Source organism: Candidatus Electronema sp. PJ (assembly GCF_048287395.1).
Classification (GTDB): Bacteria; Desulfobacterota; Desulfobulbia; order Desulfobulbales; family Desulfobulbaceae; genus Electronema.
This window is the reverse complement of sequence record NZ_JBLWEO010000062.1, coordinates 83,473-97,947: the sequence shown is the minus strand read 5'-3', so window position 1 is coordinate 97,947 and position 14,475 is coordinate 83,473. Positions and strand designations below refer to the sequence as shown.

At 52.7% G+C, this 14,475-nt stretch carries 12 protein-coding genes; 2 read left to right on the top strand and 10 right to left on the bottom strand.

The window, feature by feature from the left end; translation table 11 throughout:
• Positions 1-22 precede the first annotated feature (22 nt).
• Positions 23-802, bottom strand: coding sequence for a WecB/TagA/CpsF family glycosyltransferase (locus tag ACNKIB_RS10180; RefSeq protein WP_417910439.1), 780 nt, complete (start codon positions 800-802; stop codon positions 23-25).
• A gap of 183 nt (positions 803-985) precedes the next feature.
• Between ACNKIB_RS10180 and ACNKIB_RS10175 the strand changes: the two genes are divergently transcribed.
• Positions 986-1,165 (top strand): hypothetical protein, encoded by a 180-nt coding sequence (locus tag ACNKIB_RS10175; protein ID WP_417910438.1) that lies wholly within the window; start codon positions 986-988, stop codon positions 1,163-1,165.
• Between the two features lie 354 nt (positions 1,166-1,519).
• On the opposite strand, the gene ACNKIB_RS10170 is transcribed toward ACNKIB_RS10175, so the two are convergent.
• The 5 genes from ACNKIB_RS10170 to leuS form a co-directional block, all read right to left on the bottom strand.
• Positions 1,520-5,347 (bottom strand): hypothetical protein, encoded by a 3,828-nt coding sequence (locus tag ACNKIB_RS10170; protein ID WP_417910437.1) that lies wholly within the window; start codon positions 5,345-5,347, stop codon positions 1,520-1,522.
• 48 nt (positions 5,348-5,395) lie between these two features.
• The gene (locus ACNKIB_RS10165) at positions 5,396-6,001 is read right to left on the bottom strand and encodes a GTP-binding protein (RefSeq protein ID WP_417910436.1); all 606 of its coding nucleotides are present in this window, start codon (positions 5,999-6,001) and stop codon (positions 5,396-5,398) included.
• 60 nt (positions 6,002-6,061) lie between these two features.
• On the bottom strand, positions 6,062-6,460 hold the full coding sequence (locus ACNKIB_RS10160; RefSeq protein WP_417910435.1) for a roadblock/LC7 domain-containing protein: 399 nt from the start codon (positions 6,458-6,460) through the stop codon (positions 6,062-6,064).
• A gap of 261 nt (positions 6,461-6,721) precedes the next feature.
• Positions 6,722-7,264 carry an LPS assembly lipoprotein LptE gene (gene lptE / locus ACNKIB_RS10155; RefSeq protein WP_417910434.1) on the bottom strand — a complete coding sequence of 181 codons (543 nt, stop codon included), beginning with the start codon at positions 7,262-7,264 and terminating at the stop codon, positions 6,722-6,724.
• 30 nt (positions 7,265-7,294) lie between these two features.
• Positions 7,295-9,790, bottom strand: coding sequence for a leucine--tRNA ligase (gene leuS, locus ACNKIB_RS10150; RefSeq protein WP_417910433.1), 2,496 nt, complete (start codon positions 9,788-9,790; stop codon positions 7,295-7,297).
• Between the two features lie 150 nt (positions 9,791-9,940).
• On the opposite strand from leuS, the gene ACNKIB_RS10145 reads away from it, so the two are divergent.
• The gene (locus ACNKIB_RS10145) at positions 9,941-10,081 is read left to right on the top strand and encodes a hypothetical protein (protein WP_417910432.1); all 141 of its coding nucleotides are present in this window, start codon (positions 9,941-9,943) and stop codon (positions 10,079-10,081) included.
• Here the strand turns inward: ACNKIB_RS10145 and ACNKIB_RS10140 are convergent.
• The 4 genes from ACNKIB_RS10140 to ACNKIB_RS10125 form a co-directional block, all read right to left on the bottom strand.
• Positions 10,040-10,219 carry a hypothetical protein gene (locus ACNKIB_RS10140; protein ID WP_417910431.1) on the bottom strand — a complete coding sequence of 60 codons (180 nt, stop codon included), beginning with the start codon at positions 10,217-10,219 and terminating at the stop codon, positions 10,040-10,042. The genes ACNKIB_RS10145 and ACNKIB_RS10140 overlap by 42 nt on opposite strands.
• A gap of 31 nt (positions 10,220-10,250) precedes the next feature.
• A complete protein-coding gene (locus ACNKIB_RS10135; RefSeq protein WP_417910430.1) occupies positions 10,251-12,914 on the bottom strand; it encodes a replicative DNA helicase in 2,664 nt (887 codons plus the stop codon).
• 108 nt (positions 12,915-13,022) lie between these two features.
• Positions 13,023-13,484: a 50S ribosomal protein L9 gene (rplI, locus tag ACNKIB_RS10130; RefSeq protein ID WP_417910429.1), complete on the bottom strand. Its 462-nt coding sequence runs from the start codon at positions 13,482-13,484 to the stop codon at positions 13,023-13,025.
• Positions 13,485-13,517: 33 nt separating this feature from the next.
• On the bottom strand, positions 13,518-14,474 hold the full coding sequence (locus ACNKIB_RS10125; protein ID WP_417910428.1) for a DUF2232 domain-containing protein: 957 nt from the start codon (positions 14,472-14,474) through the stop codon (positions 13,518-13,520).
• Between the last annotated feature and the right edge of the window lies 1 nt (position 14,475).

Below are 14,475 nucleotides of genomic sequence, written 5' to 3'. Positions count from 1 at the left end.
AGCTGAAACAGCTTCAGGCAAGTTAACGGTTCTTTCTGCTGAAGCGTTCTTTGAGAATCAGATAGAGGAAAAAGACATTTTCAACTGTATATCTTCGCCAAAGCCGTTTGGGTTCGATCAGCAACCGCGCTAGCCATTCCAAATGATTGTCTGTCATCCAGCGAGGGCCTCTCTGTAATTCTCCAGAGATATAATCAAATACTGCCCCGCCAGTTAAAGCAATATTTGCCTCGAGCTTGGCCCAATTCTCTTTCAACCATTGTTCCTGCGTTGGCATCCCAAAACCGACAACGAGAATATTCGGTTTGACTGCATTAATGCGAGTGACAACTTTTTTATTCTCTTCTGAGTCGCTTGTTTTATCAAAATACCCATGCTGGGTTGTGATCTTTAACTGGGGAAAACGTGTTAAGAGTTTCTCCGCTGCCTTTTCGGCAACACCGGGTTTGGCACCAAGAAAAAAGAAGGTAAAGCCCTGTTGTTCAGCCAATGCTGCTAAATTCCACATCCAATCTGCATACGTTATCCGTTCAGGAATCTGATAGCCAAAAAATTTTGCCCCTAACAAGACCCCAGAGCCGTCACAGAACGTAATATCGGAATGATTTAAAAAGTCACGCAACCAGCTATTGGAATACACTGTGTTGTAACAGTGAACATTCACGTTCAAAATGAGAGCACGCAGCTTTGCATCTATAACATGCGTTATATATTCATGCAGCCTTACCTCTGTGATCAGATGGATGCGAATCCCAAGAAGATTTCTTTCTTCTATCTGGGAAAATGTGTTGGCAGGGAGCATTCGCAATCAGAATAAAATGAAGATAACAAGTTCAGGAAGGAAACTACACATCGCATACAATCGCTCCCTCTGACCGGATATAAAACAACCGAGACCTCTTCCATACGCCAACAGGTCAAAATCCATGTCGCAGCAAGTAAGGTGCAGCAGAGAGTAAACCGTTTTCTTCTGTTACAGTGTTTTTTGCTTAACACCGAGAAAACATTCCTTTCTTGCTCACTTATAAAGCAGTTTGGCTCGGCAGAAGAGAAGTCCTACCGACTTGCCAAGGAGTTCTCCTCGGCAGGAAAGGAATTTGGCCGAGTACCAAAGGAGTTCTGTTTAGCCACAGAGGAGTCTGGCCGACTTGGAAAGGAGTTATAGTCGGCAGAACTCCTTTGTGGCTAAACAGAAAAGCAGTTTGGCCAAGCCAAACTCCTCTGCTGCCGACTCCAACTCCTTTCTTGCCGAGCCAAACTCCTTGGCAAACAAGCCGGATTCTTCCCTGACCTATGTGCAAAGATCGTCCGCAACCTGTGCATAGTATGGAACAAATACCGCAACAGGAAGAAACAACGCATTCTCCGATACAACTTGCTTGCTGTTTGCTGTACTATGGGACTCGACTCTTTGTATTGACCTATGCAGGAGAGCTATTGAATAAAGAGAAATTGTTCGGCAAAACCATTCATCTGCCGCTGTTCTCTGGAAGACTGGCAGAAATTTGCAAAACGTAGATCACTTTCCCTCTAGCAGTTCTTTCCTGAGCTGGCGGAATTCCTCCATCAGCTCCTGCTTGAGCTGAGAGAATCCTTTCTGAATAGACAGAGGTACTCTCTCCTCAGAGCCGTTGTCTTCTCCTTGCTGGCCGCTGCTGATAATTTGCGTAAAGAAATCCTGCTGCCAGGACGTGTAGCGGCTGATCATATCTGCCAACACACGCGGTTCTTCTGCCTTATCCAGGCCCGCAGCTAACTCTTGCACAATCGCCGCATTGCCTGCCGCGCCGGGCGGAGCCTTAGCAAGCATGGCCGCTGACGTGTCGAGCAGGTTCAGCATGATGGATTGATGGGGCGGTACAGACGGTTCTTTCCGGGCCGCTGCTGCCAGTTCTGAGACCTGCCGCAGATGATGCTCAGACGGTACTGTAGGCAAAGCAGCGGCAATAGCAGCAAGTGAAGAGAATATTTCGGAGACAGATACAGGCTCGGATTCCGGCTCCTCAAAGTCAGCCGTTTCCACTTCCGCTGCCGGTTCGTCAGTCTCTATGCTGTCGGCAAAAGGATCCGGCAGCTCATCCTGGCCAAATAAGGCCATTGACTCGCTATCCGCCTCATATTCTTTGCCAAGCAGCAGGTCATTATCTGCTTCCTCGTCAGAAAGCGCGGCAGGCTCGTGTTCTTCAACCATATTCAGACCAAAAAGCCCTTCTGCTGCCTCTTCAGCCTCCTCAGAACCAAAATCTTCCTGCTGCTCTTCTGTCTGGTCAGAGATTTCTCCATCAAAGGCGAAGAAGGTGTCTTCCTGCTCATCGGCCTTGCTGTCAGCGGCAAAAGAATCTTCCTCCTCATCCGTATGAAGGCCGCCAAACAACTCATCCTGACTGTCTGCTGTCTCTGTGGAGAGAAAAGAGGTAAGCCCACCGACTTCTGGCTCGGAATCCTCATCCGCTAGAGCGGCAACAGGCTCCGTAGTCTCTTCCTCCTCATCCGTATCGAAGCGGAAGAAATCGTCGTCTTCCTTGCTACTGCCTGGGGCCTCGTCTTCTTCCTCGTCCGCCTTGAGGCCACCAAACAACTCATCCTGACTGTCTGCTGTCTCTGTGGAGAGAAAAGAGGTAAGCCCACCGACTTCTGGCTCGGAATCCTCGTCTGCTAGAGCGGCAACAGGCTCTGTATCCTCATCTGTATTGAAGCGGAAGAAATCTTCATCTTCTTTGCTGCTGCCAGGAGCCTCGTCATCTTCCAAGGCGGTAATCAGCTCGTCGTCAAGCTCCGGCGTGTCTTCTGGCACTTTGGCTGCTTCTACCGCTTCGCCTGCTGCGAGTTCATCATCAAAGTTGAAGAAGGAATCCAGTTTGTCCTTGATTTCAGTCGCCCGCTCAATATCAATACCTGGATCGATTACAACAGACTCTTCTTCCGCATCGGTTAAGGCCGCAGCAACTGGCGGCACCTCGGTTTCTTCCTCATCTAGGCCACTGAAAAGTCCACTATCTAGGCCCAGGGAATCTTCTTCCTCTTCGGTGTTGACGAGGTTCTCATCGGTCAAGGCTGCAGCAACTGGCTGCTCATCCGTTTCCTCCTCATCTAGACCGCTGAATAGCCCACTATCTAGGCCCAGGGAATCCTCTTCCTCTTCGGTGTTGACGAAGTTCTCATCGGTCAAGGCCGCAGTAACAGGCGGCACCTCGGTTTCTTCCTCATCTAGGCCGCTGAATAGCCCACTATCTAGGCCCAGGGAATCCTCTTCCTCTTCGGTGTTGATATTCGTGTCAGACACGGTCGCAGGCTTAGGCTGGGTCTTCTTGCTCGCCTCTTCATCATGCGTCTCTTCATCAAAGTTGAAGAAGGAGTCCAGGCCAGAGGAAAGCGCATCATCTTCATCATCAACAGCGTCTTCTGAAATCTTTGCCTCGTCCTCATCGGCTAAGGCAGCCTCAATCAGCGGCTCTTCCTCTTCTGCTTCCTCTTCCTGGCTGCCGCCAAAACTCAGAGGCGCATCCTCCTCATCCTTTTCAACCGCTGCCTTGCCAGTATCAAGGTTGTCATCAAAATTGAAAAAGGCATCAAGCTCGTCATCCTCGTCGTCTTCATCTCCTGCCGAGACCGCAGAAAGGCTTTGATCGGTTTCCTCCTCATCTGCCAAGGCCACAGCAGGCAATGGCTTGGCCGAAGTTTTTTTCGCTCCGCCGAACAGCTCATCATCAAAACCGAGAGACTCATCCTCACCATCATCAGGAGCGGCGGTCGCCCCGGCCCCTTCCTCGTCGTCAAAATTGAAGAAGGATGAATCAAGGTCGTCCTCCTCCTCTTCTTCCTCTTCAGAAGGCACATCCTCAAGCACTTCCGCCAGTGACTGCTTTTTTGGCTCCGCAGGGGGGACTGGAGGCGGAACGCTGGCTACAGCCTTCTTGGGCTTTGCCTGATCCTCGTTTCCATCGCCAAAATTGAAGAAGGAATCAAGCTTTTCATCCAACTCTGCTGCCCGTTCTCCGCTGATGTCTGCGGAAACAAAATCGTCGTTGAAGCCACCTTCCTCATCTTCATCCGCCAGTGCCGGGGTGACCCCGCTGCCTGCGCCGTCTGAGAACAAATCGTCGTCAAACTCATCCTCATCATCTGCGCTGTCCTTGACCGGCTTGACCGATGCAGCAGTAGGCGCAACCGCAGCGGCCTTGGGCTTCACGACAGGCTGAGGAGCGGCAGCAGAAGGTACCTTGCTCTTAGGTTTATCGTCGGCTGCTTCCTCCTCGTCGTCGAAAGAGAAGGCAAAATCTATACCCTCTTCGTCATCAGCAGGAATTGAAGTGCTAGTCGTTTGTTCATCCTCATCCTCACCGAAATCAGGAGCCATATCGCCTGGCGATAGTTCCTCTTCATCCTCCAGCGTTTCTTCTTCTGGCTCGTCGGCTTCCTCCTCTGCTTTGCCTGCCGCTGAACGGGCGATGACCTCCTTCAAGCTGTTCAAACTACTGATCTGCTCAACCAAAATCTGCCGCCGCTGCTCCGCGCCCAGTTCCGGGCTTTCGATAAGCATTTTCAGGGCATCATAGAACGAATGCAAAATGGTGAAGGCATCAGGATGGGCATTACTCTTCTGCTCGCGGATATAAGCTCCCAAGGCCTGGAGACCTTGAATCAGCACCTGCGCCTCTGTGTTGCCGCTCAGATGTTTGCGCAGCTCAACAGACTCCGTGTTGAACTTCTCTAGCCCCTCATCCGTGACTTCCCATTCCAAACCCAGGATAGTGGCCTCCATGCTGCGGAGCGGCGAAGGAGCCGCACTTTCTTTCTTCTTCGCAGGCGGCGAGGCAGTACCTTTCTTCTTTATCTCCGGCTGTGGCGCAGCAGGTTTTGCGGTTTCTTCAGCGGCCAGCTCTGCATGACCGCCCTGTACTTTTTTCAGGGCATTGATCTGATACTGGAGAACCTTAAACTTGCGGATGTCCGCCTTGAGCATCGTGGTGATACTGTCGCCGCTGATGTTAGAGGAGGAGATAATTTTTTCATAGTTATGATAGAGGGTAAGCAGCAGTTTGATGGCATTGGGGTGAGCATAGGCCCCTTCCTCTCGCATATACTTACCGACATTCTCCATTCCCTGGAGATAGATCTGCGCCACCTTGTCGTCCTTCCACATCGTGCGCAGATTAGCCAGCTCCTCGTTCAACTCATTGAGAATTTCCTCTGTGATATCCCAATCTAGCGACAGGACTATCGACTTAAGACGAAGCAGCGGTGAGTCCTCGTCATCCGAGAATTCAAAGAGATCGACTTCTTCAGTGTCGAAGGACTCGTCTGCAAACTGGGTTAGGTCTTCAAATTCGTCGATAGAGGGAGCCATAGTCTTATCCGTACTGGTCAGAGGCGCTGCGCCAGCCGCCTGTCCGTCTTACAGGAGCTTCTTCTGCACCGACACCACGGTGAGCGATATGATTTTCTTCAGGGTCTCTGGCACGTTGTAGCCGGTCAGGGCACTGGCTTCAAAGTAGGGTACTTTGAGCTTGCTATTCAGATCCTGCTCCAGCACAGCGGTGGGCAGAATGGGGATGCCTTGATCGCGCAGATCAACCTTGTTGTACTGCATCACTAAAGGAATCTTGAAGATGGACTCTTTGTATTCCTTTAGATTCTCGTGCAGCTGGTTGAGGGAGCGGATGTTCTTCTCCCGCATAGCCTCCTGCGCGTCAGCGACAAAGACAAGGCCGTCCACGCCTTTCAGCACGAGCTTGCGGGTGGCGTTGTACTTGACTTGGCCTGGTACGGTGTAAAGTTGGATTTTCAGCTCATACCCCTTGATCTTGCCCATATCAAAGGGCAGGAAGTCAAAAAATAAGGTCCGGTCGCCATGGGTTTTCAGGCTGACCATCTCCGACTGGATCTGCTTGCTGAATTTCCGGTTAATGTATTCGAGGTTGGAGGTCTTACCACCTCTTCCTGGCCCGTAATAGACGATTTTAACTTGAACGATCTTTTCCCGCAGATTTATGAAGCTCAAGGCAGTCTCCCGCTGTATGGATTGATGCTATTGACAATGCTGTGAAGCCGAGAAAAAACGCTATTTGCCCGACCAGAGCTTTCGGATCTGCTCCAAAGCCTTCACAACATTCAGCCTGAGAAAACCTAAGGAGATGTGCTTCCCAAACATGGTGATCAGGAGCAGCTCCTCATCAATTTTCGAGAAATGGATGTTACAGTCTGTGCCCTTATGAAAGAGCAGAGAAAACTCCTGTTCACCCACTAACTTGGCCATTGCATCGACTGTGGCGAAGTTACCGGCTGCCAGAGCGGCAAAGGAATAGACATCATACTTGGACGTGCCGTTGTCCTTCGCGGTAATGATGTTTCCTGCCATATCAATGATGATGACACAGTCCACACCGATCTTGATGAGCTGTTCAGACAGTATTTCATCAATTTTTTCAAGCTGTTCTTGGCTAACTACACCGTAATTCATCTGATGCCCTCATTCGCTTTGCTTTGGTTGTCCGGCAGGTTGCTGCGACCGGTCTGTCTCCATTTGTTGACTATACGCCAGATAATCCGAGATATGAAGCTGTTTTTAATCGCCTTACCGATTTTTGTTATTTTACCCCAGCCAGCAAGAAAACAGGCAGGTCACAAAAGGATTTTCCGGCCTGCTTTCGATTTTGTCAAGGACTGTGCTGAAGCAAGAGCCAAGCGACGGGAAACCGCCGCCCTTTGAGCCAAAGCCACCTTATTGAGCTGTACTTCCTCGTGATGCCTTACGGATTCTGGAGATCGTACCTAGATAAATTTTTTCAGAGACATCGTCAAGGATATGCTGGATTGCCTCGTCCTCTGAACTTGCCTGCTGGGCCACGGTGTTGTAATCCTCAGTCCAAACCTGGTTAGGTTGTTCCCAGAGAATTTTGCCGCTCTTTAAGTCTTTCAACACGTAGCGCAGGGTCAGCTCAACCTTGACATCCGTGGTGCGGGCGGCTCCGCTCCAACCAATACTGGGCAAATGGATCGAGACGATCTCGCCAGCCAAGATCAGATCTGCGGCTTCCTTCTCCTTAGTCAGGCTGATTTTGTCTGATTTCAGGAACCACTCAGACAAGGCGTTGTACATCGTGCTGTCAATGCCGAGTTTGTCGGTGCGGTTGCCCCAGGTCGGCATATAGATGGAAACTGCCGGTCCATCATAGACGTTAGGGAAATAATAGCCCGCGCAGCCACTGAGCAGCAGCAGGAAGGCGAGAAAAGACAGCAGGGCAGCGGATGATATCCGGTTCACAATCGCACTCCTTGGTTTGAGCTTGCAAGTTCACTTGACAACAATATTAACAAGTTTGTCCTTGACCACAATGATTTTTTGCACCGCCTTGCCAGAGATGAAGCTGATCACCTTGTCATCGGCAAGAGCAAGAGCCTTTAGCTCTTCTTCGCCAGTGTCAGCGGCGACAGTCAGGCGGCCTCGCAGTTTGCCGTTGACCTGCACGACAATGGTCAGCTCATCTTCTTCTGCCGCTGCCGGATCAAAGCTCGGCCAGCTCTGCACCTGCAACGGCTGGTCATGACCAGTGAGCTGCCACAGTTCCTCACAGAAATGCGGCACCATCGGGAAGAGCAGGAGCAGCACGGTTTCGAGGGCCTCGCGCAGCACCTTCCGGTCGGCAGGCTGGGCAGTCTCTGCGCTGATCTGATTGACCAGCTCCATCACCCCGGAAATGGCGGTATTGAAGTGAAAATCCTTTTCAATGCTATCTGTCACCCGGCGGATGGTCTGGTGCGTCTTGCGGTGGAGCTGACGGTCAGCCGGAGCAAGGCTGCCAATCTCAATCCGGCCCGCGTTTTTTTTGACGAAGCAGTCGAGATTGGCCTGAATCAGGCGGAATACCCGGTTGAGGAAGCGGAAACAGCCTTCTACACCCTGGCTATTCCATTCTAAATCACGTTCGGGCGGGGCAGCAAAGAGGGCAAAAAGTCGCACCGTGTCTGCGCCGTATTGCTGGATCAAATCGTCAGGGTCAACCACGTTGCCCTTGGATTTGGACATCTTGGCCCCATCTTTGATCACCATGCCCTGGGTGAGCAGATTGCTGAACGGCTCGTCAATGTTCAGATAACCAAGATCGCGCAGGGCCTTGGTGAAGAAACGCGAGTACAGCAGATGGAGAATCGCGTGCTCCACGCCACCAATGTACTGATCAACCGCTAGCCAGTAGTTGACCGCTTCTTGATCCAAGATACCATCGTCTTTGCGCGGGCTAGTATAGCGGGCAAAGTACCACGACGACTCCATAAAGGTGTCCATCGTGTCGGTTTCGCGCTTGGCAGGCAGTCCACACTGCGGACAATTGACGGTGTAAAAGCTCTCCTGCTGGTGCAGCGGGGCATGACTGCCATAAGGCGGCTTGGTGCCGGGCAAAACCACGGGCAGCTGCTCTGCGGGCACCGGCACTGCGCCACAGCTCTCGCAATGAATGACCGGAATCGGTGCGCCCCAGTAGCGTTGGCGAGAAATACCCCAGTCACGTAGCCGCCAGGTGATGTGCGCCTTGCCGAAACCCTGTTTTTCCGCCGCAGCAATGACTGCTTTCTTTGCCTCAAGCGCAGGCATTCCTGTGAATTGGCCAGACTTGACTAATACGCCGTCGCCTTCCCAGGCTGCTTCCATAGCTGCGCCGTCTAACGGCTCGCCAGGCGGCTGCACTACCGGCCAAACCGGCAGGCCGTACTTGCGGGCAAACTCGAAATCGCGCTGATCATGGGCAGGCACGGCCATGACGGCACCGGTGCCGTATTCCATCAGGACAAAGTTGGCGACATAGATCGGCACCTTGTCGCCAGTAAAGGGATTCACGCAGTATCGGCCCGTGAACACCCCGTGTTTCTCCGGTTCCTGATCTAAAGCCAAGCGTTGCTTCTCCACAAGCGTTTGCTCGATGAAGCTGCGCACTGCCGCTTCCTGTGCTGTGCCTTTGAGCAAGGAATCAAGCAGCGGATGCTCCGGGGCCAGCGACATAAAGGTCACGCCAAAGATGGTATCAGGCCGTGTAGTGAAGATAGTAATCTTCTCGCCCTGACTGTCGGCAACCGGAAAATCGCAGGCCAGGCCCTGGCTTTTGCCAATCCAGTTGCGCTGCATGGTCACAACCTTTTCTGGCCAGCCACCCAGCTTGTCCAGGTCAGCCAGCAGCTCTTCAGCGTAGTCGGTGATCTTGAGGAACCAGCCGAACATGTTTTTCGGCACCACCTGCTTATCGCAACGCCAGCAGCAGCCGTCAATCACCTGCTCGCGGGCCAGCACGGTAGCGCAGTCCTCGCACCAATTGATCGTGGTTTTCTTGCGATAAACCAACCCTTTTTCTAAGAGCTGGAGAAAAACGCGCTGCTCCCAGCGATAATATTCTGGTCGGCAGGTGGCGATTTCCCGATCCCAATCATAACTGAGACCCATCGCCTTGAGCTGGCCGCGCATGTAGCCAATATTGCTATACGTCCACTGCGCTGGATGTACACCGTGCTTGAGGGCGGCGTTTTCCGCTGGCAGGCCAAAAGCATCCCAGCCCATCGGATGCAGAACGTTGTAGCCACGCAGTCGTTTGTACCGCGCAATCACATCACCGATGGAATAATTGCGGACATGCCCCATGTGAATGCGGCCAGACGGATAGGGGAACATCTCCAGCACATAATATTTGGGCCGTAGCGGGTCTGCGCTGACTTTATAGGGCTTTTCCGTCAGCCAGCGTTGCTGCCACTTGGCTTCAATGCTCTTGAAATCGTATTTTACTGGTTCCTGTCTGCTGGTATCCATGATCGCTTGTCTCTCTGGCAGCCTGAGATGAAAATTTTGTTCGTCGGAGCAGAATACAATATGGTGTTTTTTCTGCACAGCAAAAAATGACTGGCGCAGGAGTCTGCCTGCCTCATTTATGCGCAGAGCAGGCAGAAGTAACGCCTCTTTATGCTCCTTTCTTGCTCGCTGACAAAGGAGTTTGGCTCGGCCAAAGAGGAGTTCTGCCGACTTGCACAGGAGTTGTACTCGGCAAGAAAGGAGTTCTGTTTAGCCGCAAAGGAGTCTGGCCGACTTGGAAAGGAGTTGTAGTCGGCCAAACTCCTTTGCAAGTCGGCAGGAAAGCAGTTTAGCCAAGCCGAACTCCTCTGCTGCCGACTTCAACTCCTTTCTGGCCGAGCAAAACTCCTTGGCCAACGAGCCAAACTCCTCCCTTACTTCGCTCGCCAAAAACCGGGCCAAGCTCCTCGGCAACCTGGTTTCAACCAAATGAAGCCCCGCAGGGCGGCTCCAGATTGCTGTAATTCTCAAACATGGTGTATTCACCGAGGAAGGTCAGCTTGATCATCCCGGTCGGCCCGTTGCGCTGCTTTCCGACAATCACCTCGGCCATGCCCTTGTTGGGGTTGTCCGGGGACTTGTTATATACCTCGTCTCGGTAAATAAACAGAATAACGTCGCTATCCTGTTCAATTGCTCCCGAATTATGACTGACTATGCCGTCTGCCAGCCAGCAGGCATTGCCAGGCACAGTCAGGTCAAATACCTTTTCTTCGCCTGCCGGTTCAATGGAGATAATTTTGTCCCAGAACAGGTCAGTGCGGGCAATTTCACGAAGCCAGTCATCATCTAGCAGTTCGGCATAATTCAACACAGTTGCACGGGAAGAGGCGAAGTTGAAACTTGCTTTTCCGTTGCATGCTGTGCCGCGCATTATTGCCATTTTATGTAAGCTGATGTTTTTTAGCCGCATCTGTTCGCGGATGTACGTGAACACTTCTTTCGGCAGCGTATCCACATTGGTGTTGCTGACCGTATGTTCAATCATAGCTGCTGCTCTGTCGGCAGGTTCCTTGCGCGGGCCGAACGCGCCGATTTCCCGCAGAAAAATGCGCTGCTGCTCTACCCCAGAAACATCAGCGGTGAACCAGCCCTGCGGACTTGCCTTGGTGCTTATCCGCTTGATACGGGCCACAATCCCGAAACGCAAAAGCAGGGCCGCGACATCACGGATTAATAGCTCACTGGCAGTGCAGAAATAGATGCGCGGACGTTTTTCTTTTGCATTGACAGTGATGCTACCGTCAGTTGCCCAGAGATGCCGCAGAAAAAGGGCAAGCTGTTCCTTGGGCAGTTGGAACACGCCTGCTGGCAGATGTTTCTCATGGGAACGCTGACCGAAGATGCCAAGCTCTTTAAGCCACTTGCCTACTCCTGCCGGATGCCAGCGATTGCCATTACCGCTGATGACTAACTGATGCCAATTCCCTCGGCCTTTATGCCGGTTAACAGCGGAACCGAAAGCCTGGGCCGCTTCTGTGACTACCAGGCTGTTTTCCTCGCTGGCTGTGGTGTAGCGCAGTGGCTGATGGCTGACATAGCTACCATCGCCAACCAAATGCGCCAGCAGGATGATTTCGTGTTCCGGCCAAAAAACCGGTTGCACAGGCTCCGGCAGGCGGCGGGTGAGAGCGACGCGATCGCCGGGCTGGAGATCGTAGGCCTGTTGCCAATCTGTCAACGAGCGCAGACGATGCTCCTTGGAACAGCGCAGACTGCGTCCACTGGCAAATTGAATCCGCACAATCTCCTTGTTGCCGACAGACCAGACCATTTCAGCGGTTGAGCACTCTATCTGTCCTTCTGGATTCATCGAAATGACGGACGGCCTTTGGCCAACTAAATCACGGACAGGAACGCGGCGGCCATCAGCCAACATGACCAAGGTATCACCGGTCACGCATTCCCGTAAATCCGACATCATAGGCCGTTTGTCCGTGCGGCTCTCCAGGCTACGGTTGAGCTGGGAAAGGGCAATGACCGGCACATCCAGTTCTTTCGCCATTGCCTTGAGTGAGCGGGAGATCTCGCTGATTTCCTGGTTCCGATTTTCGCTGCCAGAGCGGCCTTGCATGAGCTGGAGGTAATCCACCACCACAAGGCCCAGATCATGCTCTGCCTTAAGCCGCCGGGCTTTGGCCCGCATTTCCAAGACAGTCAGACCAGCGGTATCGTCGATGTAAATCGGGGCCTCGCTCAGGATTCCGGTCGCCCTGGTCAGCTTTGGCCAGTCCTCTTTGAAGAGATGGCCGGTGCGGATACGTTGCGCATCCACCCGCCCCACTGAGCAGATCATCCGCAGGGCAAGTTGCTCTGCGGACATCTCCAAGCTAAACACTGCCGTGGGCACTTTGTTGATCGCCGCTGCTGTTTGTACGATGTTCATGGCCAAGCTGGTCTTGCCCATTGCGGGTCTTGCCGCCAGAATGATCAAATCCGACGGCTGTAGCCCAGCGGTCATTCGATCCAATTCCTCGTATCCCGTGGCTACACCGGTAACGTGCTCCCTGCGCTCGGAGAGCCGCGTCACCCGGTCGAAAGCCTTGGGCACGATCTTGCTCATCGGCTGAAAGCCCTGCTTTTTGCGGGACTGAGCTACTTCAAAGATGGCCTGCTCTGCCCGGTCAACCAATGCGTCAATGTCTCCTTGCGCATCGTAACAGCGGGCGGCTAACTCGGTGCTGGTCTGGATCAGCCTACGCAGGACAGCCTTCTGGCGGATGATGTTGGCGTGATGGACCAACATCCCGGTAAAGGGGATCACCTGCGTCAGTTCTGTGAGATAAACCGCGCCGCCTGCCTTCTCCAGCCGATTTTGGTCGCGGAGATAATTGGTGACAGTGATCACGTCATGCGGTTCCTGCCGCTCGAACAGAGTGACTAACGCATCAAAGAGGACTTTGTGGCTATCGCGGTAAAAATCTTCAGGCTGGAGCAGCTCAACAATTTTGAGCAAGGCTTTGTCCTGAAGCAGAATGGTGCCGAGTAAGGCCTGTTCCGCCTCTACATTCTGAGGCGGCATACGACCTACTACCGGAACGGACGGGCTACTGCGGAAGGGAAAGGCGGCTGGATGGTCAGGCATAGCGGTGTTTTTGGACTGCCGCCTGCCCGCAGCAAGAGGAGGCAGAGCAAAAAATGACTGCGGCGCAGTGCGCCGCAGCATCTTGCGGAAAGAGAAACAGAAAAAGTCTTACGCCTCTTCTGCCACCATCTCCGGTGTCACCTGCACCGTGATCTCTGAGGTCATCTGGTAGCCAACCTTGACCACGACTTTGCTCTCGCCGATGCTCTTAATAGGCTCTTTTAGGATGATGGCCTTGCGGTCCACTGTGATGCCCAGCTTGCCCAGCTGCTCGGCGATGTCTCCGTTCGTGACAGAACCGAACAATCGGCCCTCAGTGCCGGTTTTGCGGGCTAAGACCACCGTCAGATTCTCTAGTTTGGCTGCCAGAGCCTCAGCGTTTTTCTTCTCTTCAGCCAGACGCTTGGCAATGGCAGCCTGCTCCTTCTGAAGCCGGGCCAAGCTAACCTTGTTCACGACTGTCGCCAAATTCTGCGGAATAAGAAAATTACGGGCGTAGCCGGGTTTGACGTTCACGACCTCGCCTTCGCGGCCTAGAGTGTCGATGGTTTTTCTTAATATGATTTCCATGATTTGATCCTTATTCAGTAATAGCTATATGGCCTACAGGCTATTTAACCTGCGGAAATCAGCCCACGTATCTGCTACGCCAGTTACCGTTAGCAATAGCATTCCGTATCCCTGAACCGCCACAAAAAAGTATAAAACTACCCGCCAAAACACCGAAACATGCCAGCGATGTAGAAGATGGGCGAAAATCGCCGCACCTTGAAAGAAGTACAACAGTACCACAACCACGGTCAGCGAATACCCTATTTGAGCCAAGCAGCCACTGCCGAGTAGTGCCAGGATAGTAGCTGTAATGAGTAGCCAGATCAGCATCTCTGGCAACCGCCAGCATCGGTATTCTGGCCAGACCGCCTTGTCTGGCCAGAGGCGACGAAGCAAACCGTTGCCGATTACCAGATTGAGCCAGACGATCAACAACACACAGCCAGCTAACAGGCCAGGAAGCACTTCTGGCAAGATCCGGCGCATCCATGCTATCATGATCTTTAGATCACGCACTAGCTCTAGCGGTAAATCTGCGCCCATGCGGTATGCCTCTCCGACCTGGACAAGAGAGTTGTCCAACGAAACCTGCAAACTGCTATATGGATTGGTTTTCGTGACGATACCATACATAAGCCAGAAAACCAGCCACGTCAAACTCAGGATGATAAGCCCTACACCACCTGCTGCTGCCGGAGACAAGCCAGTATTTGCGCTGCGATGCAAGCTCCAACCTAAGGGCAACATGGTCAAGGAAAAAACAAATACGGCAGGCTCCCCCAGCAGAAAAACTCCCAACCCCGCTGCGAGCAGCCCATTCCCTAATGCCCGGCCCGGCTCTTCCTCTTTCGCTATTTGCAGAAGGATGAAAACAGACCCAGCCAACAATAGATCCAGCCAAAAGAACAACAGCGGGAAGGTGGCAGGCAGAAAAAAGCACGCTGCGATCAGCAGCGTCTGGAGGAGAAACAACTCCTGCCTGCTGAACCGCCTGCGCAAAAAAGCCACT

Excerpts from the sequence above, each read along its gene's own strand:
- ACNKIB_RS10180 (WP_417910439.1), bottom strand. The coding sequence starts at position 802 with ATGCTCCCTGCCAACACATTTTCCCAGATAGAAGAAAGAAATCTTCTT.
- ACNKIB_RS10170 (WP_417910437.1), bottom strand. The coding sequence starts at position 5,347 with ATGGCTCCCTCTATCGACGAATTTGAAGACCTAACCCAGTTTGCAGAC.
- ACNKIB_RS10160 (WP_417910435.1), bottom strand. The coding sequence starts at position 6,460 with ATGAATTACGGTGTAGTTAGCCAAGAACAGCTTGAAAAAATTGATGAA.
- leuS (WP_417910433.1), bottom strand. The coding sequence starts at position 9,790 with ATGGATACCAGCAGACAGGAACCAGTAAAATACGATTTCAAGAGCATT.
- ACNKIB_RS10145 (WP_417910432.1), top strand. The coding sequence starts at position 9,941 with ATGCTCCTTTCTTGCTCGCTGACAAAGGAGTTTGGCTCGGCCAAAGAG.
- ACNKIB_RS10135 (WP_417910430.1), bottom strand. The coding sequence starts at position 12,914 with ATGCCTGACCATCCAGCCGCCTTTCCCTTCCGCAGTAGCCCGTCCGTT.
- rplI (WP_417910429.1), bottom strand. The coding sequence starts at position 13,484 with ATGGAAATCATATTAAGAAAAACCATCGACACTCTAGGCCGCGAAGGC.